The organism is Levilactobacillus sp. FUA 3915 (genome assembly GCF_044053135.1).
GTDB lineage: Bacteria > Bacillota > Bacilli > Lactobacillales > Lactobacillaceae > Levilactobacillus > Levilactobacillus lanxiensis.
Map to the genome: position 1 here is coordinate 1215882 of NZ_CP168704.1, position 25521 is coordinate 1241402.

Below are 25521 nucleotides of genomic sequence, written 5' to 3' on the forward strand. Positions count from 1 at the left end.
TCTAAAGAAGTCGTCGATTTTGGTGACGATTGAGAGGAGTGGGCGTTGTGTTGAATTCTTTCTTGCTTCCCCTGGTAACGGGTTTAATTGTTGCTTGGTTTGCAGATTGGTTAAGTCGTAAACATCGGAAGTGATCGTTCCTTAGCCCACCAGTTCGCTTTTAGAACTAAAAAAACACCCCAACGAGTGCAATCGTTGGGGTGTTTGGTGTGTTGAATTCTTCTCTCACCACTATAGTACCTGGCTAACCGGTAAATAGCAATCAAAGATAACAACAATCGTGTTACGGGGTTATTAGTTATAGTAGCGGGTAATCTTTGCATATCCCAAGCCGCTGGCGGGAAACGACTGGCCAGTCCAAAGTTTCTTTGCCAACGAATACCCACCCCGAGAACGATATGCTACACTGAAACAAACACGGGAAAACGGGGGGATGAACATGCGAAAAGGAACGGGACTGATTTGGAGCCTGGTGGCGGTGTTGACCATACTATTGGTGTGGGGCAACACGCCCGTGACCGCGTCAGCCAGCTATAAGATTCAACCATTTAACGTGCACGTGACGGTCTTGAAAAATGGGGATGCCAACGTCACAGAAACGTTGACGTACCATTTCAATTCGGATTATCACGGCGTCTTTAACGTGCAAGATCTGCGGGGCATTCGGGGTGGCAAACTCATCGAGGTGCAGACGCAGCTCAATGGCGGCAAGGTCGTGACGGCCAAGCCAGCTAGCAAGCAACAGGACAATACCTATCAGCTGACGCAGACTTCCAAACGCCTCAAAGCCAAGCTGTACCGGTCAGTACGTGCGGGTAACCGATTGAAAGTCACGTATAAATTTCATTTGCGTGGGGTCATCACGAACTACCGCGACACCGCTCAGCTTAACTGGCGCGTCGTTGGCGGGGGCTGGGAGGTGCCGCTGACCAACGTGACGGTGACGATTCAGTTGCCAGCGAAAAATATTACGCAGCTGCAGGGGTGGACGCATGGACCTTTAGACGGCCACACGCAGGTCAATCGCGCGGCTGGGACCGTGACGATGACGGTGGCTAATAACCCTTCAAACAGCTTTATTGAGAGTCACCTGCTCTTTCCGACTAGCGTGACGGCGACCAACCCCAATCGCGTTGCGAAGAACCATAAAGCCGCGGCCCAACGGCAGGAAGCGGCCTTGGTCGCGGATGCCAATGCCCAACGAAAGAGTCGGCGTCGGCTCGTTTACGGGGGCTACGTGGGTCTACTCGTGGCGTTGGTAGCGACACTCGGTGGGTCCTGGTGGTGGTTGAAACGCCATCCGGCCAACGTTTATTCGCGGCCCATTCAAGTCGACCACTTCTTTGATGTCCCGCGCGTAACGCCAGCTTTGGCGGAATCACTAGTTGATGCGCGTTGGCCAAATACGAATGCGCTGACGGGTGACATCATGATGGCGGCGGGCAATCACCAGCTTAAGGTGGAAACGGTGAAGGATGGGCGACGGAACACCGTCCGGATCACCAAGACGGGGACCGTGGACAATTATTTCTTGCAGAAATGTTTCGTGCGCCTGGGGGCCAACGACAGCTTCACGCTAAAAGAACTCAATGCATTTGCGAAGAAGGATAAGAAGGGCAAGGTCGGCAAGTGGTTTGAACACTGGCAAACAGGTATCGACGAGCAAACCGACCAATACCAGGACGATGCAAACATCACCTTACGCCAACGGTTAGTCTGGTTGGCAGCGGGCATCAGTGCGCTGGTTGTCGCGTTGGTCATTTTCGCCTGGGTCATGGGGCTCGACGAGTTTGCCCTGACCGCGGGTGGCGGCCTGATCTTGCTGATCGGCGTCTGGAGTTACGCCTTGGTTCAACGGCGTCGCATCGACCGCAACAATACGGAAGGTCTGATTTTGGTCAACGAAATCCAGGGCTTTCGGCGGATGCTTAAGGACATTGGCCACTTCAACACGGCTAAGATCGGTGACCTGATCTTGTGGGAACAAATCCTGCCGTACGCCGCGGCCTTTGGGTTAGCTAAACAGGTTGCCCGGAAATTGGAAATTGATTTTGGCCGAGCAGAAGTGCAAGCCAGCTTTATTGATTTCTATCCACTGTATTTCGCTAACGTCACGGGGCAACCGTTGGGCGATGCGATTGGCAGTAGCGTTGCCGGCTCGATTAAAACGTCGAACGACCTAAGCTCCACGTCTGGTGGCTCCGGTGGTTTCTCCGGCGGCAGTTCAGGCGGATTTGGTGGCGGTTCCGGCGGTGGCGCGTTCTAAGGCCGGTCACCCAGAAACAGAATATAAGCAAACCTCGGTCGCCATGAGCAGTTTCCAAGCTCGTGGCGACCTTTTGTGTGGATCAGTTAACCAACGCTGGCGTTCCCAGCAAAAGGGTGGTTTTGGCAAAATGTTCCATGTGAAACATTACAATCGGGTATCGTCTGGCGAGAATCATTGACACGGAGCGCTTTTCTTGCAAAAATTAAGGTTAACTTAGCTAACACTAACGCCATTTAAGTTTAGAGTCGGCGTTTTTGAAAGTGACATTTTAATTGTAACCCAAAAAATGACAATTGAGCTGGTCAATCCGAATTAGTCGGCAGACAGGGGACGAATCAGACCAGCAACCAAATGAAAACGGAGGGAACAAAATGAAAATCGGACACCGCCAGTGGCCGCTGTGGTGGCTTTACACCTTAGCGTTTACGGTGATTGCGGCATTGGGGTTTGGCGTGTTTGGCCTGGCCAATCGCACCATGATCTGGTACATGGACGGGGTGACGCAGCATTATCCCGTCATTTTAGAGTTGCACCGCCTACTGGCCAAAGCGGGCGTCGGCGGGCTAGCCGGTTGGTCCTGGACGATGGGGCTAGGCGCCGACAAGCTGACAACGCTGGCTTATTACGTTCTCGGCGACCCGTTTGCCTACGTGTTGGCACTGCTACCGACGAAATTTTTAGAGGCAGGGTTCGGCTGGGCCATCATTCTGCGGCTCTACGCCACCGGCCTAGCCTTCCTGGTACTGGCCAAACGATACGCGTTTAAGCCCAGCAGCCGCCTGTTGGGGGCCATCACGTACGCCTTTACCGGCTACTCGTTGATGGTGGGCGTCCATCACCCCTTCTTCCTCCTGCCCATGATTTGGCTGCCCCTATTGTTCGTCGGCATCGACCGAATCCTTCACGGCAAAGGGTGGGGCTTGCTGGCACTGATGACCGGGGTGACGATTCTCAGTAACTTTTATTTTGCCTACATCTTAGGGTTGGGCAGTCTGATTTACGCGGTGATTCGCTACTTGCACGTCAAGCAGCAGGGGACACTGGCTGTGAAATTGCCAGTGGTCATTGCCCGTTTCTTGGCCGCTGCCGGGCTGGGCATCTTAATTTCTGGTGTATTGCTAGTCCCTTCACTCCTGATGATGCTCAATTCCACACGGACCGGGTCGATTTTTGCCAACGGCCTGTGGCTCTATCCGATTGATTACTATTTAAAATTAGGCAACGCCGTCCTGACGACTGGAAACACGCTAGATTACTGGAGCGTGCTGGGGTTGAGCGGTATTTCCTTCTTTGGCTGCGTCTACACGTTGGTCCATTGGCGGCAGCACAAGTGGGTTGCGGGCACGCTCATTGCCGTCGTCATCGGCCTGATGTTTCCGGCCGTGGCAGCGGTCTTCAACGTCCTGTCGACGCCATCTAACCGCTGGATTCTGCTAGCAGCCGTGCCAGTGGGACTCGCAACGATGACGTTGGCCGATAAGCTGACGACCCTGACCAACCGGGACCGGTGGTGGTTGGCGGGGAGTACGGTTGGCCTGTTAGCGCTGGTTTATCTGTGCAACGGTTTGGTCTTTAGCAATCCCGCCCGAGACCTGATTACCTACGGCCTCCTGCTGGCGTTAACGGCGGTCCTTGTGGCCAATGCGCCAGCCCGCGTCACGCTAGGCTTGGTTTGGACACTGGTCGGCCTCAATTTGGTCAATAATGCCTGGGGCTACTACGACCCGAACGCGGGGGTACAGGCGACCCAGGAACTTCGCCGGGGCGACGCGACTCGCTACATTCAGGATTACTTTGACGGTGCCCAAACGGTGGCCCAAAAGTCGGCCACGTTCAGTCGGGTCGATGCCACGCGGAACTTCAATCTCTTTCGCACGGTCGGCAACAACATGACCATGACCCACGGCCTGCACGGGACAATGTCGTATTTTTCCGTTCAAAATGGCTACGTGGGGCAATTTAGCCGTGACCTGCAGAACTCGGAGTATGCGATGAACGCGCCGATTGGGCAAGGGGATAGTCGAACCACATTGAATCAACTGCTGGGGGTTAAGTACCTCTTTGCTCGCGAGGATCAGGTGGCCGCGAATCAGGCCTTACCGTACGGTTATCACGCCCAGAAAAAGGTTTTCACCGAGAAGCCCGTCTACGCGCTATCCAACGGGGTGGGCACGCAGGTATTGACGACCAAGCTGGCTTTCCCATTGGTCTACACGCAACCGCAAGCGTTAACGACCGCGGCTTGGCATCAGCTAAGTGGCGTCGACCGGGAACGGAGTTTGACACAGGGGGCCGTCACGCCAACGGCAGTTAAGGGTGTGAAGACGGTAGACTACCAGTCGCCTAAGCGGACGCTGGGCTACACGGTCACGCCCAATGCTGTGCCGGTGATCGACAGCACCAATAAGGTTGTCCAGTATCGCCTGAAACAGGGGCAAGCGGGTCTGAAGACTGGGCTGAACGAGAAGCAACAGGATATGTTTGGCAGCACGCTGAAGGCACCCAAGCTGACCGTGGATGAGAATGGCTTGATCAGCAAGCAGGATATGCGGCAGTATGGGCCAATGGTTGCGTTGCAGCAGAACCGGCAGGCGTTAGACCGCGTGTTGACGAAGAATCAGGATATTTTAAAACAAACCACGACGGCAAACGCGACAGGCCTGCATCAACTGGCCAGTGATGCGCAAGACAATCCGATTAGCTACACGCTGACGCTGAACCGGCCCAAACGCGCGCAGGGGACCGAGTTGTATTTGGAACTCAACGGCATTACCTCTGAGCAATTGACCACGGCCGGGCAGCTTCAGGCGCAGGACAATACCAGCGTGTTGGGCGCCACGCCACGGTCAGCGCTGACTAAACTGAATGCCTGGCGCGATGCCACGCGGACGCCGGACCTGGGCGATTACTGGGTCACGGCGAGAACGCGTAATGCGGCCAAGACGTTCTCCCAATTTGGGATCGATAACCTATCCGACTATGAACCCAAGCAACACGTTCTGCTGAACCTGGGCTATTCCCAGCAATTGCGCAAGACCGTTGACGTGACCTTTAGCGCGACGAAGCAGATCAATTTCAAATCGGCGCGGTTGATTGCCGTGCCATTTGGGCAATCTTATGATCAGCAAGTTCACCGCGTTCAACGGCGGGGCTTGCAGCATGCACGGGTCACGAACAACCAAATCACTGGGGACCTGACGACAGGTCAGACCAGCGTCATGACGACGTCGGTGCCGTACTCAACGGGCTGGCAGCTGACGGTGGATGGCCGGCCAACCCAGACGTTGGTGGTCAACGACGGCTTTGTCGGTGCCCGACTACCTAGTGGGACGCACCGAATCAAGCTGACGTACCAGACACCGGGACTCAAGCTCGGCTGGATGCTGACAGTGGTTGGGCTCATTGGATTAGCCGGTGAAGTCGATTGGTGGCATTGGCGTCAGAGAAAACAGAAAAGCAGACTGAAGTAAACAAGTTAGGGTGTTGTGACCGTCCATGGGGCGGGAGCGATACCCTATTTTTGTGGCGGAAATTTCAGTGAGCTTGGGGACCGGCATTGCGCCGCAAGTTTGGTAAACTGGGGACAGTGTCAAACAATGTGGGGAGTGAGGAAAATGTCACGGTGGTTAACGTGGCCCGTATTTTACGAGTTAACGGAGATTTACACGGCGCCACTCAACATTATGTGGTTCATCTTGGGTGCAGCGATTGCCCAGTTCTATGCGGGAACGGTGGATTGGGTGAACGTTGGGCTGTGCCTGTTGGTGGTTTTTATTTTTGATTTGGCGGTCAACGTGGCCGATAATTACTATGATTATCAGCACGCCCATGACCGAGCGGGATACGCGCAACAGACGAATCCGGTTGGGCGGTTAGCCTTGCCTGAAATGGGGGTCGCGCAACTGGCCTGGGGCCTGTATGCATTGGCGGCAGTGCCGGGTGCTTTGCTGGTTTGGCGGACGGGCTGGCCGGTGGCGGTTTTTGGTGTTGTGGGTTATTTAATTGGCATCTTTTATACGGCTGGGCCGCGGCCAATCAATGCGACGCCGTTCTCGGCAATCATTGTGGCGCTGGCGATTGCCTTTCTGATTCAGCTGACCTGCGTTTACGTGTCCATCTATGGTCAACGGCCGCTCACCTGGCGCATGGTGGGCGTGACCTTCTTGCTGTGCCTACCGTTGACGTTGATCTTCTTTACGCTACAAATGGCTAATGATACGGCTGACCGAGCGGAGGATATTGCCAATCATCGCTATACGCTGGCCTATTACCTGGGCCAGCGCGGATCCGTGCGGCTGATTCAAGGGGTTGTGGTTCTGGGTAGCCTGTGGCCGCTGGTCAACGTGGCCCTGGGCCTCGCACCGGTGTGGACCGCGCTGGCAGTTCTGCTGTTGCCCGTGATGTGGCGGGGGATGCAGCCGTTCTTTCGGGTTCAGGATAAGCGCCAGACGTTCATGGCGATGGTCAAGAGCGCGTCCTTATTTTTCGTGGCGTACCCGCTACTATTCGCGTTGGGCGCCTGGTTATAGGGTGAAAATGTCAGAATTAACCCGGGTTATAGTTTGAAAATAGTGACGTCGATTCTGGGGTGATTACCGGGAATCGGCGTTTTAATTTGCTCGCGGAGAGATTGTTTGGGGGCGTGGCGATTTTGGCTATGCAAGCGTCCCAAAGTAAGGTATCGTGGAAGGTGTAGTCAGCAGGTAAAGGAGCTAACTAGCCATGAACCGCAGTATGAAACCTTATTTAATCATTTATGATATCTGTTGTATCGGAAGCCTGGTTGCGTTGCCAGCCTTGCTGTTTTTTGCCTCGTTTCGTGATCAGCTGCTGTATGCGGTCCTGATTGGGGTGGGCATCGGTGACTGGCTGACGCGGTCACTAGCGTTACGACGATATCAGCAAAACTTTGGTTACTATCGCGTGGCTTGGCGCCTGCGCCGAGTGGTGTTGGTCTTACTAACGGTAATGGTGGTGTTGGCAATTTTGCTGGCGGCAGTTGCACGGATACAGGGCAGTTAGATGAACGTGGGGACGTTGATCTAACGGGGGAATATACTCGGGTTAACCCGGGTTATAAGTCGAACAGCCAGTTTTTCCTGGGGAGGAAAGTCATGACAGCACACGTTCGTAGTTATTTGCGACAACAGGTTTTTGACGTCTTCTTTTTTATCGTGGTGTTCAATACGAGTGTTCAAGTTGTGCCTAAGTTCAATGAGTGGTATTGGCAGTGGGGAAGTACTATTTTCCTGATGTTGATGCTGATTTTGTTGGGAATTGAGGGACTGCTTACCCTATGGCGGCCGCAGCCTGATCCCACCGATTTCGACTGGCAACAGCGGCGCCACTGGCTCTATCTATTGAATGAGCCCAATGGGGATTATCAGCAGATGAACCTGACCTGGTCCAAGGTCGTTATTGTCGCGGCCGCGCTGGGGGCCCTCAGTCTACAACTCGGACGCGTATCGCTTTGGCATGAGCAAGTTGGCCTGGGAGTGGCCGGTCTGACCACAGGGATTTACCTCATGAATATTGGGTTATGGGGCTATCGATTGCGCAAGCACACACAAATTTCGGGGAGGAAATAAGCGTGACGAAGCAAACAAGAGATTACTGGCAACAATTTTTCGGGGATATTATCTTAGTTATGGTGACGCTGCAGTTAGCCATGATGCTGTTGGAATGGGATGGCGAGTGGGCTTGGCGGTTCCTGGCGGTGGCGGGTTTTGCCGTGGCCGCGATTGGCCTGAGTGTCGTAAGTATAGGGCATTTATTCTGGCACAATCCACGGTCATTAACGACCGAACAGACGGCGGATTGGCTCTACTTATTAAATGAGCACAGTGCCAATCCAATGCAAAATTGGTGGACCTGGTCGAAGGGCCTCCTGGTGGGATTGGCAATCTTAATGGTGGCCATTAGTCTTAGCGCGGATTTGATAAACTTACCACCCACGACCAACCTGTTTTTGGGCTTGGATAGTGCGGCAATCGCGTTAGGCATCGTGGGCGTGAATATTTTGCGGTGGCTACTGACGCGTGGTCGGCGGACAGCCAGGAAGGGGTAGGGACATGACACGAAGGAATTTTATTTGGGGTCTCGTGATTGTTCTAGGTAACGCGGGAATCCTGTACAGCTCACTAGCCATGCAGGCGACGATTCCGTGGCGGTTAGGGCATTTGGCACTGATGGTGGGGCTGTTTAACCTCAGTCTGATTTTTTGGCAACGGCACTGGCAGACATTTTGGCACGGTACGATTGACCGGTTTGCGGAATTGGTGTGGCTGGTGCTGGGAGATCTGGCTTATGGGTTCTTGGCCATCAGTCCGGCCGTTCATGGGTGGCAAGCTAGCGTCTGGCAGGTTGCCAACGTCGCAAACTACCTGGCGATTGCGTTGTTTTTAGTGGCGGCCTATGAGGTCGGCCAGGCTTGGTATCAACGACGCGTGCCGAAGAAGCTGGAGACATTGTGGCGGAAAGTTTTCCGTATCCTGGTTTTCTCCGCCGCTTTTCTCGGCGCCAGTTGGTTAGCACGGTTGGTGTGGCCACAGGCCGGCCAACTTAATTGGCAGCTAGCTGTGTGGGTGATTGGCTGCTTTGTTGTAGGGAGTTTTTGGCCAGACAAACGTCACAAGAATTCGTCGAATACATAGTAATAGGGGAGGACAAATGAGACAGTTTGATGGGATTGTCGCGCTGTTAATGGTGGTTGGTGCTGTTTCCTTTTTGGTTTACTTTTTTGTTACTGATTTTAAGACGGCCCTCCTTTTTACGGTTGCTTTGCTGAGTGTTTCGTACATTAAGAAATATTTTTCGAAGAAGTAGGGGTTACGTTGCTTGGGATTAAGTAAAACTAGAATGGAGTGGATGACGGGTTTTGTTGTTATCCGCTCTTTTTGTGCAATGAAAAGGGGCTAACTTAGGGGCAGCCAATGGCAGTTAGGTCGTTCACTGAACAAAAATAATGGCCTCAAATCACTGATCAATGCTCTAGATGGTTCTAGCCAGTCATAAATTATTTTATTCTGGTGAGCAGTGCACTAGTATTTGAATCAAGTCGTAAAATGTAGCAGGTAACGGGGTGAGCCTCGATGAAAAATTATAAAAAGGTAAATCAGTGTGGTGCTTTCTTTTTCAAAAAACAGTTACGAGGCAATTGGAGACAACTTGTGAAATTAGTCAGTTTGGCGCTATTAAATACTGGAAGCAAAATTACGTTGGCGTACGCGATGGGCTGGTTCATCAATGGTGCCGTTGCTCGTAGAATGCTTAGTGTTTGGGCTGCCGGTGGCGTGGCCTTGCTTTCGTTGATTCTGGGCTATGGTCTAACAATCACGCTATCTGCGACCCAATTGGAAATGACCAAGCAGATGCAACAGTCGCTGAAGGCTGCCATTTATCAGGTTATTTTTTATCGGGACGTACAGGAGACAAGAAAGTTTAGGTGGCAGAATATTTTTAATCTGACTGAAAATAGTGTCCCGACTGTGGCTAGCGATTACTTTGGTAATAATTTGGCTAATATCGGTCGCGTCATTCAAATCAGTTTGTGTTCGCTAGCGCTGTTAGTCATCAATATTGAAATTTTTGGATTGTTTGTCGTTGTGTCAGCGATTCCGTTCTTTCTGAATCCAGTCATTCGCCGTCAGTTTGGCCGGTATAAGGCAGAGTTGAATGAAAAAAATATGGCGCATATGAGCCTGATGACCAATGTTTTAAAGGGACTGACAACGATTCGGTCTTTCTCGGGTGGGGCAATTTTCAATCAGCAGTTGAAGGTAATGGACGAGCAACTGGAGGAACAACGCAAGCGCTCTAAGCTCTGGGACATCCGAATTGGTCAGCTCTCGACCTTGTTAGCGATGAGTGCCCAAATTATTTGCATGCTAATAGCCGCCTTCTTCGTGTTAAATCGCATGATTTCCATTGGGAATCTTATTGTGACGACCCAGTTGTTAAATTTTATCGTCCCTACGATTACGGCATTTAATACTGCGTACTTGATTGGTAGAGCCACGCTTCCCTTACGAAAAGAGTGTGATGCGGTTCTACGGGTCACAGCCAATTCAGCTTCTCGTCAGTTTATCAATGGGGATATCGTGGTTTCCCATTTGAGCTATGCTTATCCACAGAATGCCCCGTTGTTCACTGATCTTGAGGTGACATTTGCATCAGGAAAGAAGACAGCGGTTATTGGTGAAAGTGGCTGTGGTAAAAGTACCTTGATGAGACTAGTTGCCGGTGAATTAACGGATTATCAAGGCAGTGTAACGATTGGGGGCCAAGCAATCACGACAATTGACCCCAGGCAATTTCATCGTCATGTTATTTATGTGAATCAGACGCCAGTCATCTTTGCGGGAACTGTATTGGAAAATATCACATTATTTGGTACGCCTGCTTCGCCGGGCATGGCCAATATTTTGTGGCAACTCAAGCTAACCCATTTAGTGCAACGACACGTAGAGAATGGGGACGTTGAGCTATCCGGTGGCGAACGGCAACGAATTTCTCTAGCCCGCGCACTCTTGGTGCAGGCGCCAGTTTTAATGATTGACGAGCCTGATAGTGGACAGGACCCGGCTTCGGCTAGGACAATTCAACAGTTGATTTTTAAATTAAAAGATAGAACGGTCGTTGTGGTGACCCATAATTGGGAGGCCACGTACCTAAAGCGATTTGATCAGGTCATTAGGTTATAACTAAAAAGCAGTTCGCCAAATGATTAGGCGAACTGCTTTCATTTAATCTTTGTAAGATAGCTTATCCCGCGTTCAAAATCCACAGGAACAGTACGAAGACAATGGCTAAACCGTACATCATAGCGCCGACTTCCTTGCCGCGCTTGGCCGCAATCATGGTCAATGGGTAGGTGATGAACCCTAAGGCAATCCCATCAGAGATGCTGTAAGTCAGGGGCATCCCCAGGACGATTAGGAAGGCAGGGGCAGCGACTTCGAACTTTTCCCAGTGAATGTTCTTCAGGGATTGGGCCATCAGGACCCCAACAATGATCAAAGCAGGCGCGGTCACTTGGTTCGTGACAACGGCCAGGAGTGGGGAGAAGAAGGCGCCCAGGATAAAGAAGATACCCGTTACGATGGCGGTAAACCCGGAGCGACCACCCACGGCAATCCCGGCGGAGGATTCCACGAAGGCGCCCATTGGGGAAGTCCCGAGGAGTGAGCCGACGACCATCGTACTGGAGTCGGCCATCAGGGCCTTACCGATTCGCGGCAGTTTGTTATCCTTGACCAGGCCGGCTTGTTCGGCCAACCCGACCAACGTCCCGGTGGTGTCAAAGAAGGTTACCAGTAAGAAGGTTAAGACGACAACAACTAATTGCAGGGAATTAATGCTTGTGACATGCGTCAACCCAACCATAAAGGTCGAGCTGATGGATGGCACGCCGGAAATGATGTGTTTTGGCATGGCAATCAGGCCAGTGGCTAAACCTAAGATGGAGTTGGCGACCATCCCGATGAAGATGGCTCCCGGCACGCGGGCACTCATCAGAACCAGTGTCACCAGCAGACCAAAAATAGTTAACCAGGTGCTGCCGACTTGCAGGGAACCCAGCGTCACCACCGTGGACTTGTCAGCCATGATCAAGCCCCCTTGGCTCAGACCAATAAAGGCGATAAACAGCCCAATACCAGCACTGATGGCCATTTTTAAATCACGAGGGATGGCGTCAACGACTTTTTCCCGTAGCTTGAACGCGGTCAAAATCATGAAGAGAATCGAGGCCACAAAGACACCAGCCAGCGCCGTTTGCCAAGGAATCTTCATCCCGATAACAACGGAGTAGGAGAAGAAGGCGTTGATCCCTAAACTAGCGGAGATGGCAATCGGGTAGTTGGCGAGGATTCCCATCAACATACACCCGAAGGCGGAAGCGAAGGCCGTCGCAGTGAACACGGCCCCTTGGCTGATCCCGGATGCCCCCAGGACTTGGGGGTTCACGAACAGGATGTAAGCCATGGAGACGAAGGTAGTTAACCCAGCCAGCGTTTCCTTTTTATAGTTGGTACCCAATTCTTCAAAATGAAAAAAGTCAGCGATTCTTTGCATGAATAATTGCTCCTTTAAGACAGAATTTATGTAAAATCCGAACGTTAATGGTAATCGTTCGTGTTTTTCTCTCAAACAATACTTATAGAGCTTATCATTCATGCAAATAAAATGCAATCACGAATTATGAATTATTTTATTATAAATAAGTTCGTGAAACACGAACATCCCATGACACCGGCGTTAGGCAAAATAAAAGGGTCCGAGAAAATTTTCTCGAACCCTTGGGGGAGTGTGGTGCTTTGAATTTGTCGAAGTGAAAAATTTTTAGAAGCGGGTCCTGATAGCTCAGGACAAATTACAGTTAGCCGCAGGGCTGGTGAAAATGGGCTCAGCCGTGGGAGTTCTCTTGGTGGCGATTTTTGCCAGCTAGAGAACTGGTATCTTTGAAACGCGGGCTTGGCGGTTCAAAGTAAGCTTGGAGACCGTTTTTTGGCTCCAAGTGTCCGCCCACCGCGTCCCGGCCCATTTTCACCAGCCCGGAGGCAGTGAACCAGCTATTTGTCCTAGTCTGGGTCGGCTAAGGACTTGCCGCTTTCGATGGACTTGAAGCCAGCAAAGGCGGTATCGATCGTTTGATATTCCGTGTCGCTCAGGGTGACGTCCAGGGACTGCGCGTTGGCCTCGACTTGAGCGGCGCGCTTGGCCCCGGGGATGACGACGCTGACCAGCGGATCCTGCATGTACCAAGCTAAAACGGTTTGGGCAACCGTGGCGTTGTGTGCCTTGGCGATTGGCCGGATAGCTTCGATGGCCTTCAGGGCCTGGCTGTAGCGCGGTTCCTGGAAGTCGCTGATTTGGCTACGGATGTCATCGGCTGGGAAGGACACGTTAGCGTCATATTTCCCCGTCAACAGGCCGGAAGCCAGTGGGAAGTAAGGGACAAAGCTGATTTGGTGATCCTTCAGGTAGGGCATCAAATCGGCTTCGTGGTCGCGGTGTAGCAGGCTGAATTCGTCTTCAACCACGTCCACGTAACCGTCGGCGTTGGCTTCCTTGACCTGGTCCAGACTGAAGTTAGACAGGCCAATCGCGCGAATCTTCCCTTGTTCCCGCAGCCGTTGAAGGGCGCCAACCGCTTCGGCCTTAGGCGTCTGTTTATCTGGGAAATGGATGTAATAAATATCTAAGTAATCGGTATTGAGACGTTTCAGACTAGCCTCGACTTGTTCAGTTAAGAACTTAGGGTCGTTGTTGATGACCTGTTCGCCGCTGGAAAAGTCTTGAGCGCCCTTAGTTGCTAGGGTAAAACTATGCCGGTCAAAGTCGTGCATTGCTTGACCAACGAGTTCTTCGGAATGGCCCAAGCCATAAACGTAGGCCGTATCCAGTAGCTGAATACCGTTGTTTAAGCCCGCTTTGACCAAGTTCAGCCCGTCCTCGTCTTTCAAATTCGGGAAGAGGTTATACCCGCCAACGGCGTTTGTGCCCAGTCCTAGCGGTGTTGTTTGCACATCAGTTTTACCAATCGTGACTTGTTTGTGTGTCATACAAAGACCCTCCTAATTAATTGTGAAACCGGATTCAAATACATTTCCTATTATAACGGATTTATTTTGCGGTGAAAAATATCTTGGCCCGGTGTTAGCGTTCGCCACTTTCTGGTACACTGGGAGGCAAGGAAAAAGGAGCGGATATGATGACAACTTATTTAATCGTGGGCGCAACCATGCTGGGACAAACCGTCGCTCGGCAACTGGCACAGAAGCCGGACGCAACGGTGCGCGTGCTACACGCCGCAACGGAAACGCTGGCAGCGGACGTGGCCGGTCTCGTCACGGAATTTAGCGGAGATTTAACGGCGGAAGCAACCTACGTGGCGCCCTTACAGGATAGCCCGATTATTTTCTCAGCCTTGAGCGGGATGGATGTCGATTTGGCGTTTGAAGCCTTGTTCGACGCGCAATACCACCAACGACTCAAGCTGACACGCTTTGTGATGCTCAGCACGGCTGGCGTGGATCAAGAGGTGACGGGAGACTTAGCTTATCCCGGCATCGATAACGTGAAGGAATACCTGAATCAACAGCGTTATGCGGCCAAACTGGTCGACGAAGCGGAGTTTCCTTACACCATTTTGCGGCCAGTCACGCTGACGAATGGCGCTGGGCGTGAGCCGCGGATTATTAAAGAGGGTAATCCGGTTCCCACGGGCACTGTTTCACATGAAACAGTCGCCCACGTGGCCGTTGACCTGCTGGTTGATGGCGGCTATGATTATCAATCATTGGCTATTTGCTAGAGCTTGGCGGCTCAAAGCAAGTCTAGAGACCGCCTTTTGGCTCTAGACGTCCGCCCACAGCGTTCCGGCCCAGTTTTTCTCACCTTGGAGGCGAATCAAAGCACGAGAGTTTGCCCAAAGAACCTAAAGATTGCGGAAACCTGACGAAATTTTGCGTGACACCACGCAATGTTTGTTAGAATAGACCCAGTGGGGTGAAAGCATTGGCATTAAAAATAGATGATGAACAATTACAAGCGATTCGCGAACGCATGGGTGAGGCCAATCAACAGGCTCATTTCGTGATTTTTCAATCCGTTGAACGTGAGACGGGCAAGGTGTTACGCTTGATCACCGATGTCGAAAGCTTTCGGTCGATTCAGGAGCAGCATCAGGATGACTCAGACATGGCAATTATCCAAGATATCGTGCCAATTACCGACACGTTGGCGCGCTGGGCGGTGGCTGAAAACATGGCCGCACAACAGGGCGACAGTGCCAGCATTTTGGCTGACCTGGAACATTACACCAATGAGGTTTTGAAAGAGAATCATCAAACGATTAATCCGCCAGATAGTGCGGAAGATTAAAGGGAAACTGACTTCGGTTGGTGGCCCTTTTTTGATGTCAAATTATTTAGGCGGAACGCGTTCATTTCAAGGCCAAAACTGGTAACATAAGGGTAGATTCAGGGGAGTCTATTTTTTAGGAGGGATTTTAATGAGAAAACGACAACGAAGCATCATAACAGGGGTTATGGCAGCAGCGGCGGTCCTCTTACTGACCGGAACGTTATCTGCTCAGGCACCCGCCCAGGCGAAAACCAAAGCGGTGAACAAGACGGTTACCTATGGCCAATTAACGAACAAGCAACCGCACCGCTTAGCGGCAATTCGGGAGGCAGCGCGCCAGTCCATTTTACAGACGACCAAGGCCAAGAGTTCCAAGGTGGCTACGGTATATCAGGTGAAATTACCGACGCACATGAACAAGACCGCTAAGCTGACCAAGGATGGCTTGCGGATGCCACTGCTGACAAATAGTTTTAAACTCAAGCACGTCACGGTCCCTTACAGCGAGTTGAAGGGGAAGGTGTTGAACCGCTACCTACCTAAGGCTGATAAGACGAGTAAGGTCAAGACGAATAAGATGGTGGCATTGACGTTTGACGATGGGCCAGACCCAACCCTGACACCACGGCTATTGAAGACGTTAAAGAAGAATAAGGCGCACGCCACGTTCTTTGAAGTTGGGCAGAGTGTAAGCCGTTATCCAAAGATTACCCGCGCCGTACTGGCTGGGGGCAACGAATTGGGGAACCATTCGTGGAATCACCCCGACTTCAACACTATCGGAACCAGCAACACGGCAAGTCAGGTCATGCGTACCAACCGGGCCATCTACCAGGCGACTGGGACGCTGCCGCAGTACGTTCGGCCACCATACGGCAATATTACCGCGGCTGAGGGCCGGAAGATTCAGCAGCCCATCATCCGTTGGTCAGTCGATTCACGTGATTGGTCTTACCTGAACACGCAAAAGGACATTAATGAAGTGATGAAAGACACCCGTGGCGGGGATATCGTGTTGATGCATGATATTCACAAGCAATCCGTCGCTGCGGTACCGACGATTATCAAACGCTTAAAGGCCAAGGGCTACAAGTTGGTCACGGTCAGTCAGTTGTTGAATTACCAGGCGCTACCGGGACTTCAGTACTTCGGCGCGCATGATTTCCGAACTGCCGGTAAATAGGGCAACAAAAAACGCTTAGTTTCACGTGGAACATTCACGGAAACTGAGCGTTTTTACTTAGGCTAAGATCTGTTTTACGAGTTGTTCATAGACCCGTTGGACGTGGCGGAATTCGTCGAGGTCCACGGATTCATTCAAGGAGTGGGCGTCGTACCACTTACCCGCACCGTAAACGATGACGGGGAACTGATTCGTTGATTTAGTAAATTCGGAAGCGTCGGTCGCACCATGGATGACTTGCAGGTCGATTGGGTGGCCAAATTCGGCGTCGGCAATGGCCTTGGTCGTCTTGACCAGTGGGGAGTCCTGCGCGCTGATGATGGGTTTGAAACTGTAGTCCACGTGGAGCTTTAGGTCGACACCGTCTTCTTGGTTGAGGCGGTCCACGGTTTCATTTAACCGGTTGATGACGGCTTCGTTGTTAAATTCTGGAATTGGGCGAATATTGCCTTGCAGCTCGGCCTTGGCGGGAATACTGTTGACCTGTTCGCCACCGTTAAAGACGGTCACGCTGTGGACCAGTGGCCCGAGTTCGGGGCTGACCGGTGCATCGTCAAATTCGGTGGCTTCGGCGGTCACGTACTTGATCAAATTGGTGATGGCGTTCACACCCTTTTCAGGCATTGAACTGTGGGCGCCGACCCCACGAGAGTAGACGTGATAGTTGAGGGAACCATTGTGGGCGTAAACCAGGTTGCCGCCGGTAGGTTCACCGATGACCATGCCACGGACATCGTCGGCGTAGCCCTGTTCCGTCAGCATGCGTGAGCCCATGGCCCCGTTCTCCTCACCGACCGTCCCGATGAAGCGTAGACGACCATTCAGCTTGACCTTGGCGTCGGCCAGGTTAACGAAGGTAATCAGCATGCCGGCCAGTCCACTCTTCATATCGGCGGCGCCACGGCCATACAGCGTGTTGCCTTCGATGTGCGCGGCGAAGGGGTCGAATTGCCAATCGGCTAAATCGCCCGTGGCCACGGTGTCCAGGTGACCGGCTAGGACGAAGACGTTGTCGCTAGTTGGGTCCCCAATTTCGGCGACGATGTTACTGCGACCGGTGGCGTAAGGGATGATCTTAGCGTCAATGCCGTGTTCACCGAAGAGCTGTTTAATATATGTCGCGACAGCGTCTTCGTTGCCGTTGACGGAATTGATGCTGACTAAATCCTGTAAAATCTGAACTTCTTCACTATCTTTCATAAATGCAAGCCCACTTTCTCACCAATTTTTAATATTATGATTAAGTGTAGCACGCTTTCAGAAAAATGGCCCGCGAAGTCCTCAGATTATGACAAAATTTGTACCAAACAAGTGTTCGCTTTTGCGATGACGTATGCTAGAATATAATCAACCTAAGAGATGGACGGACTGGACTAAAGTTGCCCATAACTGGTGAAAACGACAATTGCTGACGGGTGTTTTTGATATCATGAGGCTAACGATTAGGTGAGGGGTTACGATCGTCCACACAGCTGCGATTAGTCACCTAACCGGCCTGTCCGGTCCCTGTCATGAAGCCGGGCAGTACATAGCAACAGAACTTAAGAGATGGAGGTTCGCAGATGAGTTTACAATTTATTCTAGGAAGTGCCGGCCAGAATCACCGCCAGCCGATGGTGGATGCGTTGGCCCAGCAGGTGACGGACCAACCGACGGATCAGAGCTATTACTTGGTTCCCAACCATATTAAATTCGAAACTGAAGTCGACGTCCTGGCCGCCTTGAAGGCCCAGGTCGCGCCAGACCAACCACTCTTCGCGCAGACGCAGGTGCAAGTCTTCTCGTTCACGCGACTAGCCTGGTTCTTCATGAAAAATGAACCTGTTTACCAGCTACCCCGCATCTCGACGGCTGGGCTGAACATGCTGATCTACCAAATCATCCAGAGTCATGCCGATGAGCTGACGATTTTTCGTGGCGAGGTCGACCGGCCCGGCTTTATTAGCCAGTTGACGACGCAGTTAGCCGAATTCAAGGTGGGTCAGGTGACGGCCGCCGACCTGTTAGCGGCGATTGATCAATTTCCGGGGAAGAACGCCGATCTGCAGGCCAAGCTCCATGATTTAATGATTATTTATGAGGCGTTTGAGACCCAGATGTTGGGAAAATACGTCGAAAATACAGACTTACTGAACCAATTAGCAGATTATCTGACGACACGGGTCGACCTCAGCCATGCCCATTTCTACCTAGAGGGTTTTTCACAATTAAGCGCGCAGGAGCGGCAACTGGTGGCCGTCTTGATTGAAAATGCGGCCAGCGTGACGGTGGCGTTGAACCTGGATAAGGGCTATCCACTAGATTTGCCGGATCCAACGAATCTCTTCTTTCAGTCGGCCAAAACGTATCACCAACTCTACGTGGTGGCCCAGGCTGCACACGTCCACGTGTTACGTGACCACCAGGCCCGGACACCACGCGTCAGCGCTGATCTACAGGCGTTAGATGCCTACTGGCAGGCTAGTAATACGCTATCACCTCAGCCAGAGCACGCCGAGCAATCGCTGACGAATGTGCAAATTGTTCAGGCGGACAACCGCTACGTGGAGGTCTCCCGGGTCGCCACGCAGATTCGCCAAATGGTGGCGACCGGTCGGTACCGGTATCAAGATTTTCTGGTATTGGCGCGCCATTTAGATGCCTATCAGACGGTGATTGACCCCATTTTTAGTGCACAGTCGATTCCGTACTTTGATGACGCCGACGTGCAGATGGCCGATCACCCCTTCGTAGAGCTGTTGAACGCGTTATTTGATGTGCAACGGCGGAACTACCGCTATGCTGACGTCTTTCGGGTCTTGAAATCAGAATTATTATTGCCACAAGATGCCGAGGGTCGGCCGATTTCAGTGACGAGCTACCGCCAAGCCCTGGCTCTGACGGAAAATCTCGTTCTGAAGAATGGGTATGAGGGCCAACATCGCTGGACCCAGGACAAGGATTGGGTCTTCAACCGCTTTGCGACCGGGGATGGTGGTGTGCAAACCACCCAAGACGATAAAATCTCACGGCAAATTAATTTAATTCGCCACTTTGTGAAAGATACCTTGCCGCCATTCTTTGCGCGGTTGAAGGGCGCTAAGACCTATACCGACGCCGTGGCCGTGCTCTATCAATTTCTGGTGAACGCTGGCGTCATGGACCGCTTGATGGCTTGGCGGGACCAGGCCATCGACGATGGTGATTTAGTGCGGGCAGGGCAACCGGAACAGACCTGGTCGACCTTCTGCCAAATTTTGGATGAATTCCATACGATCCTGGGGGACACGCCATTTGTGCAGGCTGACTTCCAAGCGTTACTACAGGCTGGGTTTGCCGGGGCTAAGTTCAGTCAGATTCCATCGACGTTGGATCAGGTCACCATTTCTGAAAGTGGGATCGTGCAAACCAATAATCGCAAGGTGACCTTCCTGATGGGGGCCACGGCCGATACCATGCCGGACAATCAGATTCCGACGACCTTGCTGGCGGATAACGACCGCCAAGACTTGAGTGCGCAACTCCAGCAGGTTGATGCCGATAGTTATTTGCGCGATGACGCAGCGACCCAACTGGCGGGGGAGCCCTACCTGAACTACCTGGCTTTTCTTAGTAGTAGTGAACAGTTGATCTTTAGTTATCCTGCAACCAGCGATGATGATAAAAATGGGCTACAACTGTCGCCGTATGTCGCGCGGATTCAGAACTTCTTCCAGTTGCCAACGCAGATTGCGGCGGCAACCCCAACGGCCGAGGACGGCGATATCTTGCCGTTTGTGGGGACGCGTCGGACCACGCTACGACACCTGGTGCAGGCGAGTCATGATAGTCAGCTCCGCGAGAAGCCGCTATCCAATGCGTGGTTGTACGTGCTCCAAGTTTTACGGTCGGACACCAATTATGGTGAGCTGACGACTAAGTTGCTGGGGAGCCTGAGCTACCGCAATGTTCCAACAGCGTTAACACCAGATATCGTGACCCAGTTGTACGGCAATAAGATCAGTACCTCCATTTCTAAATTGGAGGAATACTATGCCAATCCGTACGCTTATTACCTGAAATATGGGTTAAAGCTGCAGGAGCGGGATGTCTTTGAGCTGTCGCCGGCTAGCACCGGGGAGTTTTTCCATGCGACGCTGGATAACCTGATGAAGCTGGTCAATCAACAGAAGCTGGACCTGGCTGAGATGGATGACCAGCAACTGCGGGAAATGACGGATGAAGTGATTGCCAAAATTTTGGACACTACCGAGAATCCCCAGTTTGCCATTCTGGAGAGCTCTCACCGGATGACTTACATTCGCGAACAATTGATCAAGACCATGCGGCGGATGGCCAAAACCCTTCAGGAACAAAGCAAGCGGACCAAGTTCCGGCCTAAGCGGACCGAATTACAATTTGGCCTCGGTGACGAGCGGGGACTGACGGCCCTGTCCTTTGATGTCGGCAAGCAGCGCCAAGTTACCGTCCGCGGGCGGATTGATCGGCTGGATGCCATGCAGGTCAACAACAAGACCTATTTGGGAATCGTGGATTACAAGAGTTCCGAGCATAAATTTAGTTATCAAGACGCTTACTACGGCCAAGCCATGCAGATGCTGACGTATTTGGATGCGGTTAAGAAGAATATGCCGGACCTGTTGACGGATGTGTCACCAGCAGATGCTGAACTGGCCGGAGCCGTGTACCTGCACCTGCAGAACCCGATTTTAAAGGCGGCTGATGTGTTGGGCGAGGACCTCGAAGATGCGCTGCTCAAGGCGGAACAGTACCAAGGGTTATTGCTGGATGATCCAGATTTATTAACGAATCTGGATACGTTATTTGCTGACCCCGAGTTTAGTGGGAGCTCCTTGCTCTACCGGGGATTACGGCGGACCAAGAAGGGGACCATTACCTCCTACGGCAAGATGCTGGTTAACCCCGGCGAGTTGGACATGCTGTTGAACCATACGGAACGCTTGATCAAACGGGCAGCCACCGAAATTTTCGACGGGCACGTCGACTTGGCACCTTTCCGGCAACAGAGTAAGACGGCGCTCCAGTATTCACCATACAAATCAATCATGCAGTTTGATCCGTTACTCAAAGAAAACAATTACCGTGATCTAGCGGCGTTGAAGAAGGATGACGTCATGGCCCGCATCAAGGCCGAACAGAAAAAGGAACAGGAACAGGAACAGGAACAGAAGCAGGAACAGGAGGGTCCCGATGAGCACAAAATTTAAGTACACGCAGAGTCAGCACGATGCGATTTATCAAACGGGTAATAATTTGTTGGTCTCGGCCTCGGCCGGTTCCGGGAAGACCCGGGTGTTGGTCCAACGGGTGATTGAGCACCTGAAGGCGGGGATGGGGATCGACCGCATCTTGATTGTGACCTTTACCAAGGCCGCAGCCGCAGAAATGCGTGACCGAATTCAAACCAGCCTGCGTGCCGAACTCACAGCCAGCCAAGGCAATAGTGAGCAGCAACAGTTTTATCTGCGACAGCTCAATCAGTTACCGGTCGCAGATATTAGTACGCTGGATGCCTTTTGTTTGCGGATCCTGCAACACTATTATTATGTCATCGATATGGACCCCGTCTTTCGGTTATTAGCGGATGAAACGGAAAATGCGTTGCTCCGCGATGAAGTCTGGGCGGACCTCCGGGAAGACCTCTACGCTAACGATGAATCTGGCCTATTTGCGCGGCTAACGGAGAATTTCTCCGGCGACCGGAGCGATGATGGCCTGGCCGAACTGGTGCAGCAGACCTATACGTTTGCGAACGCCACGCCCGACCCAGCGGCCTGGTTAGCGGCCTTACCGCAACCGTATCAGTTGGATAGTGACCATTTGACCGGTACGACCTTTTATCAGGAACGGTTAAAGCCGTTATTTAGTCAGCAATTACAACAAATCAAGGCCGACCTGACGAGTGCCCAACAGATTGCCACGCAGGCGGACTTAACGAAGCAACTGGACCACCTGACGCCCCTGCTGAGCGATTTAGACGGCATCATTGCGTTAGTAGATGGTGAGAGTTGGAACGCGCTGAGAGCGGCGATTCAAGGCTTTTCCTGGGGCCGCATGCCGTCGATTCGGAAGACAAATGAAGACTATCCTGTCTACGATGAGTTAAAGTCGACCTACTATGATCCAGCCAAAAAACAGTTGGAAAAGTTACAGAAATCCTACCTGTTGCAGACCGAAGAGCAGGCTACGACTACGATTGCCAAGTCCGGCGAATTAGTTGGTGAACTGGCCCGGGTCGTGGGCGCCTTTCGGGATGCGTATCGGCAAGAGAAGCAGCGGCGACACGTCCTAGATTTTGCGGACATTGAACACGCGGCACTGGAAATTTTAACCAGTGACACGGATCAATCGCGTCAGGTCGCGGCGCAATTACGCGAGCAGTATCAGGAAATCATGATCGATGAATATCAAGATACCAATGGGCTGCAAGAAGCCATTTTAACGGCTATCGCGCAACCAGCGCCCCACGGTAATCTCTTCATGGTGGGGGACGTCAAGCAGTCCATTTACCGCTTCCGGCAGGCAGACCCGACACTTTTCATGGACAAGACGGATCGCTACGAAACCAATGGCGACGCCGGTCAGTTGATTGTGTTGGCCGAAAACTTCCGGTCGATGAAAAACGTGGATGATTTTACCAACTTGATTTTTAAACAACTGATGGACCGTGAACTGGGAGAAATTGCGTACACCGGCTCCGCTCAGCTGAAATATGGCGCGACCTATTACGATGAGCAGGGTGCTGGCGCCAAGAGCACCGCCGAGTTGCTGGTTTACTTGACCGAGGGGGCTGAAGAGGCCGCTGGTGAGGGGGAACCCATGGACTCGACCTTCCAGGTTGATAACAAACACCAAGGTGAAGTTTTGATGGTGGGGAAGAAAATCAAGGAATTGATTGCCGCTAAGACCCCCATTTATGATCGGGATGCTAAAGAGGTTCGGGACATGACTTACGGGGATATTACGCTGTTAACACCGACCCGGACCAATAACCTGATCATTACCGATGAACTCCGGCGACTGGGAATTCCGGTGGTCGTGAATGATGCGCAGAATTATTTCAAGACGACTGAAATTCAAATCATGATGGCGTTACTGCGGATCATTGATAACCCCTATCAGGATATTCCGTTGGCCGCGGTGCTGCGGTCGCCCATCGTGGGGTTGAACGAAAATGAATTGGCGATGCTTCGAATCAACCAGAAGACGGGGGATTACTACCAGGCGTTACTGCATTTCCAACAGACCTTTGCGGGCCCCAAGGCGAGTGATTTCCAGCAGCAGGTCCATACAAAAGTGACCCATTTCTTGGAGCAGCTACAGACTTTCCGAAACGTCGCGCAACAAAATGAATTGGTCACTTTGATCTGGCGCATTTACCAGGATACCGGCTTCCTCGATTATGTCGGGGGGATGCCGGCTGGTGAACAGCGTCAGGCCAATCTGCATGCGCTGTATGAACGGGCTCAGAGCTATGAGAAGAGTAGTTTTAAAGGCCTATTCCAGTTCGTCCGGTTCGTGGAACGCCTACAGGAGCGCGATGCCGATTTGGCGGGGGCACCGGTACAAACGGCGACGGACGCTGTATCGGTCATGACCATTCATGGGAGCAAGGGACTGGAATTTCCAGTGGTCTTCATCATGGATGCGTCCCGGCAGTTCAATAAGCAGGACCAACAGGGAAACTACGTCATGAGTGGCAAGACGGGGATTGGGATTGATTATCTGGATCCAGATAGCCGCGTCAAGGCGCCAAGTCTCCAGAAGCTGGTCACGGCCCAGGCCATTTCGCGGGCGAGCCTGGCCGAAGAAATGCGGAAACTGTACGTGGCTTTAACGCGGGCGGAATCTCGACTCTACATTGTTGGATCACACAAGACCCAGGCAGAGGCCATTGCGGCGTGGGAACAGGCTTATCAGAGTCCTGACCTGGTGTTGAACGCGACCTTGCGGGAAAAGTCGACGCAGGCGAACTATCTCGACTGGATTGGGATGTGCTTGGTTCGTGATCCCAAATTTGCGGCTGACTTACGCCAAGGGTCAACGACCTTCTCAGGCTTAGCTGGCGATCCCGCTGATTTTGGTATCGCATTTGCAACGGCCAATGATTTGGAACCCGCCCAAAGTGTCAATGAGGCGGCAACGGATTGGCTTCAGTCAACCAGCGAAACGGCCGCTAAGGTAACTGCCAGCGCGGTTTCTGGTGAACAGATCCAACAGATTATGGACTTCCAGTATCCACACCAGGCGGCAACCATGACCACGGCCTACCAGTCAGTCTCCGAAGCCAAGCGGTTATTTGAGGATCCCGACAACGCGTCGATTGGGGAATACCGAGCCAGTGCAACGGGGCAGACGACCGGGAATCGGTTCGTGACCCACGACTTTGCACGGCCAGACTTTTTACAAACGGTGCGGGAGCCCTTGCCAACCGAAATTGGGAGCGCGACCCATTTGGTGCTCCAGAAGCTAGACGTCACGACTGCGCCAACGGCCGACAGCGTTCAGGAAGTTATTGACCAACTGGTCGCCGACCAAGTTTTGTCAGCAGAGGTGGCGCAGCGTATTCAACCGGAATTCATTTTGCGCTTCTACAGTAGTGAACTCGGCCAGCAGATTTTGGCAACGCCCCAAGCTCTCCATCGTGAAGTGCCGTTCTCCTTATTGATGCCGGCGCGAAGCTTGTTCCGGGACTTTAAGGAAGCCGACTCACAGGTGTTGGTCCATGGGATTGTCGATGGTTATTTGGAAACGGCGGACGGGGTCATCCTGTTTGACTACAAGACCGATCACGTCAACATGCAGGCTGTTGCCCAAAGCGAAGCCAAGTTGATCGACCGTTATGGGGGTCAAGTAAACCTGTATGCGGCGGCATTGAAACAGATGACGGGCAAACCTGTGCTGGCGCAGTACCTGTATCTGTTGGCTAGTGGTGACTTATTGCCGGTACCGGTTAAACAGATTCAGAATTTACCAGATTAGATGTAGTATTGGAACACACTTTCAGTTGAATACTGAGGTGTGTTCTTTTTTTATATCTATTTTCTAGTAATTGGGTGCTAAATAGCTTAGAAATCAGCAATAGTCTTTGGTTGAAAAATGTTTCATGAAATGTAACACGTGACACAACTGAGGTAGTAGGATCAATAACTCTGAAAGCGCTTTATTAAGGCGCAGTGATCCTTTATGATAAATATGTTCA

Annotated in this window: 17 protein-coding genes; 14 read left to right on the forward strand and 3 right to left on the reverse strand. The window is 52.1% G+C overall.

Translation table 11 applies throughout. The features are described 5' to 3' along the window. The first annotated feature begins 439 nt into the window (after positions 1–439). From ACEPST_RS05845 to ACEPST_RS05885, 9 genes are all read left to right on the forward strand, one after another. A complete protein-coding gene (locus ACEPST_RS05845; protein WP_204120660.1) occupies positions 440–2266 on the forward strand; it encodes a DUF2207 domain-containing protein in 1827 nt (608 codons plus the stop codon). Between the two features lie 374 nt (positions 2267–2640). Then, the gene (locus tag ACEPST_RS05850) at positions 2641–5739 is read left to right on the forward strand and encodes a YfhO family protein (RefSeq protein WP_204120661.1); all 3099 of its coding nucleotides are present in this window, start codon (positions 2641–2643) and stop codon (positions 5737–5739) included. A 144-nt stretch (positions 5740–5883) separates the two neighbouring features. Beyond that, positions 5884–6798: a prenyltransferase gene (locus ACEPST_RS05855; protein WP_204120662.1), complete on the forward strand. Its 915-nt coding sequence runs from the start codon at positions 5884–5886 to the stop codon at positions 6796–6798. 193 nt (positions 6799–6991) lie between these two features. Continuing rightward, a complete protein-coding gene (locus ACEPST_RS05860; protein WP_204120663.1) occupies positions 6992–7291 on the forward strand; it encodes a hypothetical protein in 300 nt (99 codons plus the stop codon). A gap of 92 nt (positions 7292–7383) precedes the next feature. Beyond that, positions 7384–7857, forward strand: coding sequence for a hypothetical protein (locus ACEPST_RS05865; RefSeq protein WP_204120664.1), 474 nt, complete (start codon positions 7384–7386; stop codon positions 7855–7857). Positions 7858–7859: 2 nt separating this feature from the next. Then, complete coding sequence (locus ACEPST_RS05870; RefSeq protein ID WP_204120665.1) at positions 7860–8336, forward strand: hypothetical protein; 477 nt, start codon at positions 7860–7862, stop codon at positions 8334–8336. A 4-nt stretch (positions 8337–8340) separates the two neighbouring features. Continuing rightward, positions 8341–8922 (forward strand): hypothetical protein, encoded by a 582-nt coding sequence (locus tag ACEPST_RS05875; RefSeq protein WP_204120666.1) that lies wholly within the window; start codon positions 8341–8343, stop codon positions 8920–8922. Positions 8923–8938: 16 nt separating this feature from the next. Further along, positions 8939–9094 (forward strand): hypothetical protein, encoded by a 156-nt coding sequence (locus tag ACEPST_RS05880; RefSeq protein ID WP_204120667.1) that lies wholly within the window; start codon positions 8939–8941, stop codon positions 9092–9094. A gap of 344 nt (positions 9095–9438) precedes the next feature. Continuing rightward, the gene (locus tag ACEPST_RS05885; RefSeq protein ID WP_395390570.1) at positions 9439–10971 is read left to right on the forward strand and encodes an ATP-binding cassette domain-containing protein; all 1533 of its coding nucleotides are present in this window, start codon (positions 9439–9441) and stop codon (positions 10969–10971) included. 61 nt (positions 10972–11032) lie between these two features. Here ACEPST_RS05885 and ACEPST_RS05890 read toward each other — a convergent pair whose 3' ends face one another. Together ACEPST_RS05890 and ACEPST_RS05895 are read right to left on the reverse strand one after the other, a co-directional pair. Further along, complete coding sequence (locus ACEPST_RS05890; RefSeq protein ID WP_275404323.1) at positions 11033–12343, reverse strand: NCS2 family permease; 1311 nt, start codon at positions 12341–12343, stop codon at positions 11033–11035. A 506-nt stretch (positions 12344–12849) separates the two neighbouring features. Then, positions 12850–13833: an aldo/keto reductase gene (locus ACEPST_RS05895; protein WP_203647055.1), complete on the reverse strand. Its 984-nt coding sequence runs from the start codon at positions 13831–13833 to the stop codon at positions 12850–12852. A 149-nt stretch (positions 13834–13982) separates the two neighbouring features. Between ACEPST_RS05895 and ACEPST_RS05900 the strand changes: the two genes are divergently transcribed. The 3 genes from ACEPST_RS05900 to ACEPST_RS05910 all read left to right on the forward strand — a co-directional run bounded on the left by ACEPST_RS05900 (position 13983) and on the right by ACEPST_RS05910 (position 16319). Beyond that, positions 13983–14585, forward strand: coding sequence for an NAD(P)-binding oxidoreductase (locus tag ACEPST_RS05900; RefSeq protein WP_204120669.1), 603 nt, complete (start codon positions 13983–13985; stop codon positions 14583–14585). 194 nt (positions 14586–14779) lie between these two features. Continuing rightward, a complete protein-coding gene (locus ACEPST_RS05905; protein WP_239064474.1) occupies positions 14780–15154 on the forward strand; it encodes a hypothetical protein in 375 nt (124 codons plus the stop codon). A 130-nt stretch (positions 15155–15284) separates the two neighbouring features. Next, a complete protein-coding gene (locus tag ACEPST_RS05910) occupies positions 15285–16319 on the forward strand; it encodes a polysaccharide deacetylase family protein (RefSeq protein ID WP_239064475.1) in 1035 nt (344 codons plus the stop codon). Between the two features lie 57 nt (positions 16320–16376). Here ACEPST_RS05910 and ACEPST_RS05915 read toward each other — a convergent pair whose 3' ends face one another. Further along, positions 16377–17519: an ArgE/DapE family deacylase gene (locus ACEPST_RS05915; protein ID WP_125764832.1), complete on the reverse strand. Its 1143-nt coding sequence runs from the start codon at positions 17517–17519 to the stop codon at positions 16377–16379. A gap of 362 nt (positions 17520–17881) precedes the next feature. On the opposite strand from ACEPST_RS05915, the gene ACEPST_RS05920 reads away from it, so the two are divergent. Then, a complete protein-coding gene (locus ACEPST_RS05920) occupies positions 17882–21526 on the forward strand; it encodes a PD-(D/E)XK nuclease family protein (protein ID WP_204120671.1) in 3645 nt (1214 codons plus the stop codon). Continuing rightward, positions 21510–25301 carry a helicase-exonuclease AddAB subunit AddA gene (gene addA / locus ACEPST_RS05925; RefSeq protein WP_204120672.1) on the forward strand — a complete coding sequence of 1264 codons (3792 nt, stop codon included), beginning with the start codon at positions 21510–21512 and terminating at the stop codon, positions 25299–25301. The genes ACEPST_RS05920 and addA overlap by 17 nt, the downstream gene beginning before the upstream one ends. Positions 25302–25521: the final 220 nt, after the last annotated feature.

Excerpts from the sequence above, each read along its gene's own strand:
- ACEPST_RS05900 (WP_204120669.1), top strand. The coding sequence starts at position 13,983 with ATGACAACTTATTTAATCGTGGGCGCAACCATGCTGGGACAAACCGTC.
- ACEPST_RS05850 (WP_204120661.1), top strand. The coding sequence starts at position 2,641 with ATGAAAATCGGACACCGCCAGTGGCCGCTGTGGTGGCTTTACACCTTA.
- ACEPST_RS05895 (WP_203647055.1), bottom strand. The coding sequence starts at position 13,833 with ATGACACACAAACAAGTCACGATTGGTAAAACTGATGTGCAAACAACA.
- ACEPST_RS05890 (WP_275404323.1), bottom strand. The coding sequence starts at position 12,343 with ATGCAAAGAATCGCTGACTTTTTTCATTTTGAAGAATTGGGTACCAAC.
- ACEPST_RS05880 (WP_204120667.1), top strand. The coding sequence starts at position 8,939 with ATGAGACAGTTTGATGGGATTGTCGCGCTGTTAATGGTGGTTGGTGCT.
- ACEPST_RS05915 (WP_125764832.1), bottom strand. The coding sequence starts at position 17,519 with ATGAAAGATAGTGAAGAAGTTCAGATTTTACAGGATTTAGTCAGCATC.
- ACEPST_RS05920 (WP_204120671.1), top strand. The coding sequence starts at position 17,882 with ATGAGTTTACAATTTATTCTAGGAAGTGCCGGCCAGAATCACCGCCAG.
- ACEPST_RS05860 (WP_204120663.1), top strand. The coding sequence starts at position 6,992 with ATGAACCGCAGTATGAAACCTTATTTAATCATTTATGATATCTGTTGT.
- ACEPST_RS05865 (WP_204120664.1), top strand. The coding sequence starts at position 7,384 with ATGACAGCACACGTTCGTAGTTATTTGCGACAACAGGTTTTTGACGTC.
- addA (WP_204120672.1), top strand. The coding sequence starts at position 21,510 with ATGAGCACAAAATTTAAGTACACGCAGAGTCAGCACGATGCGATTTAT.
- ACEPST_RS05845 (WP_204120660.1), top strand. The coding sequence starts at position 440 with ATGCGAAAAGGAACGGGACTGATTTGGAGCCTGGTGGCGGTGTTGACC.
- ACEPST_RS05855 (WP_204120662.1), top strand. The coding sequence starts at position 5,884 with ATGTCACGGTGGTTAACGTGGCCCGTATTTTACGAGTTAACGGAGATT.
- ACEPST_RS05875 (WP_204120666.1), top strand. The coding sequence starts at position 8,341 with ATGACACGAAGGAATTTTATTTGGGGTCTCGTGATTGTTCTAGGTAAC.
- ACEPST_RS05910 (WP_239064475.1), top strand. The coding sequence starts at position 15,285 with ATGAGAAAACGACAACGAAGCATCATAACAGGGGTTATGGCAGCAGCG.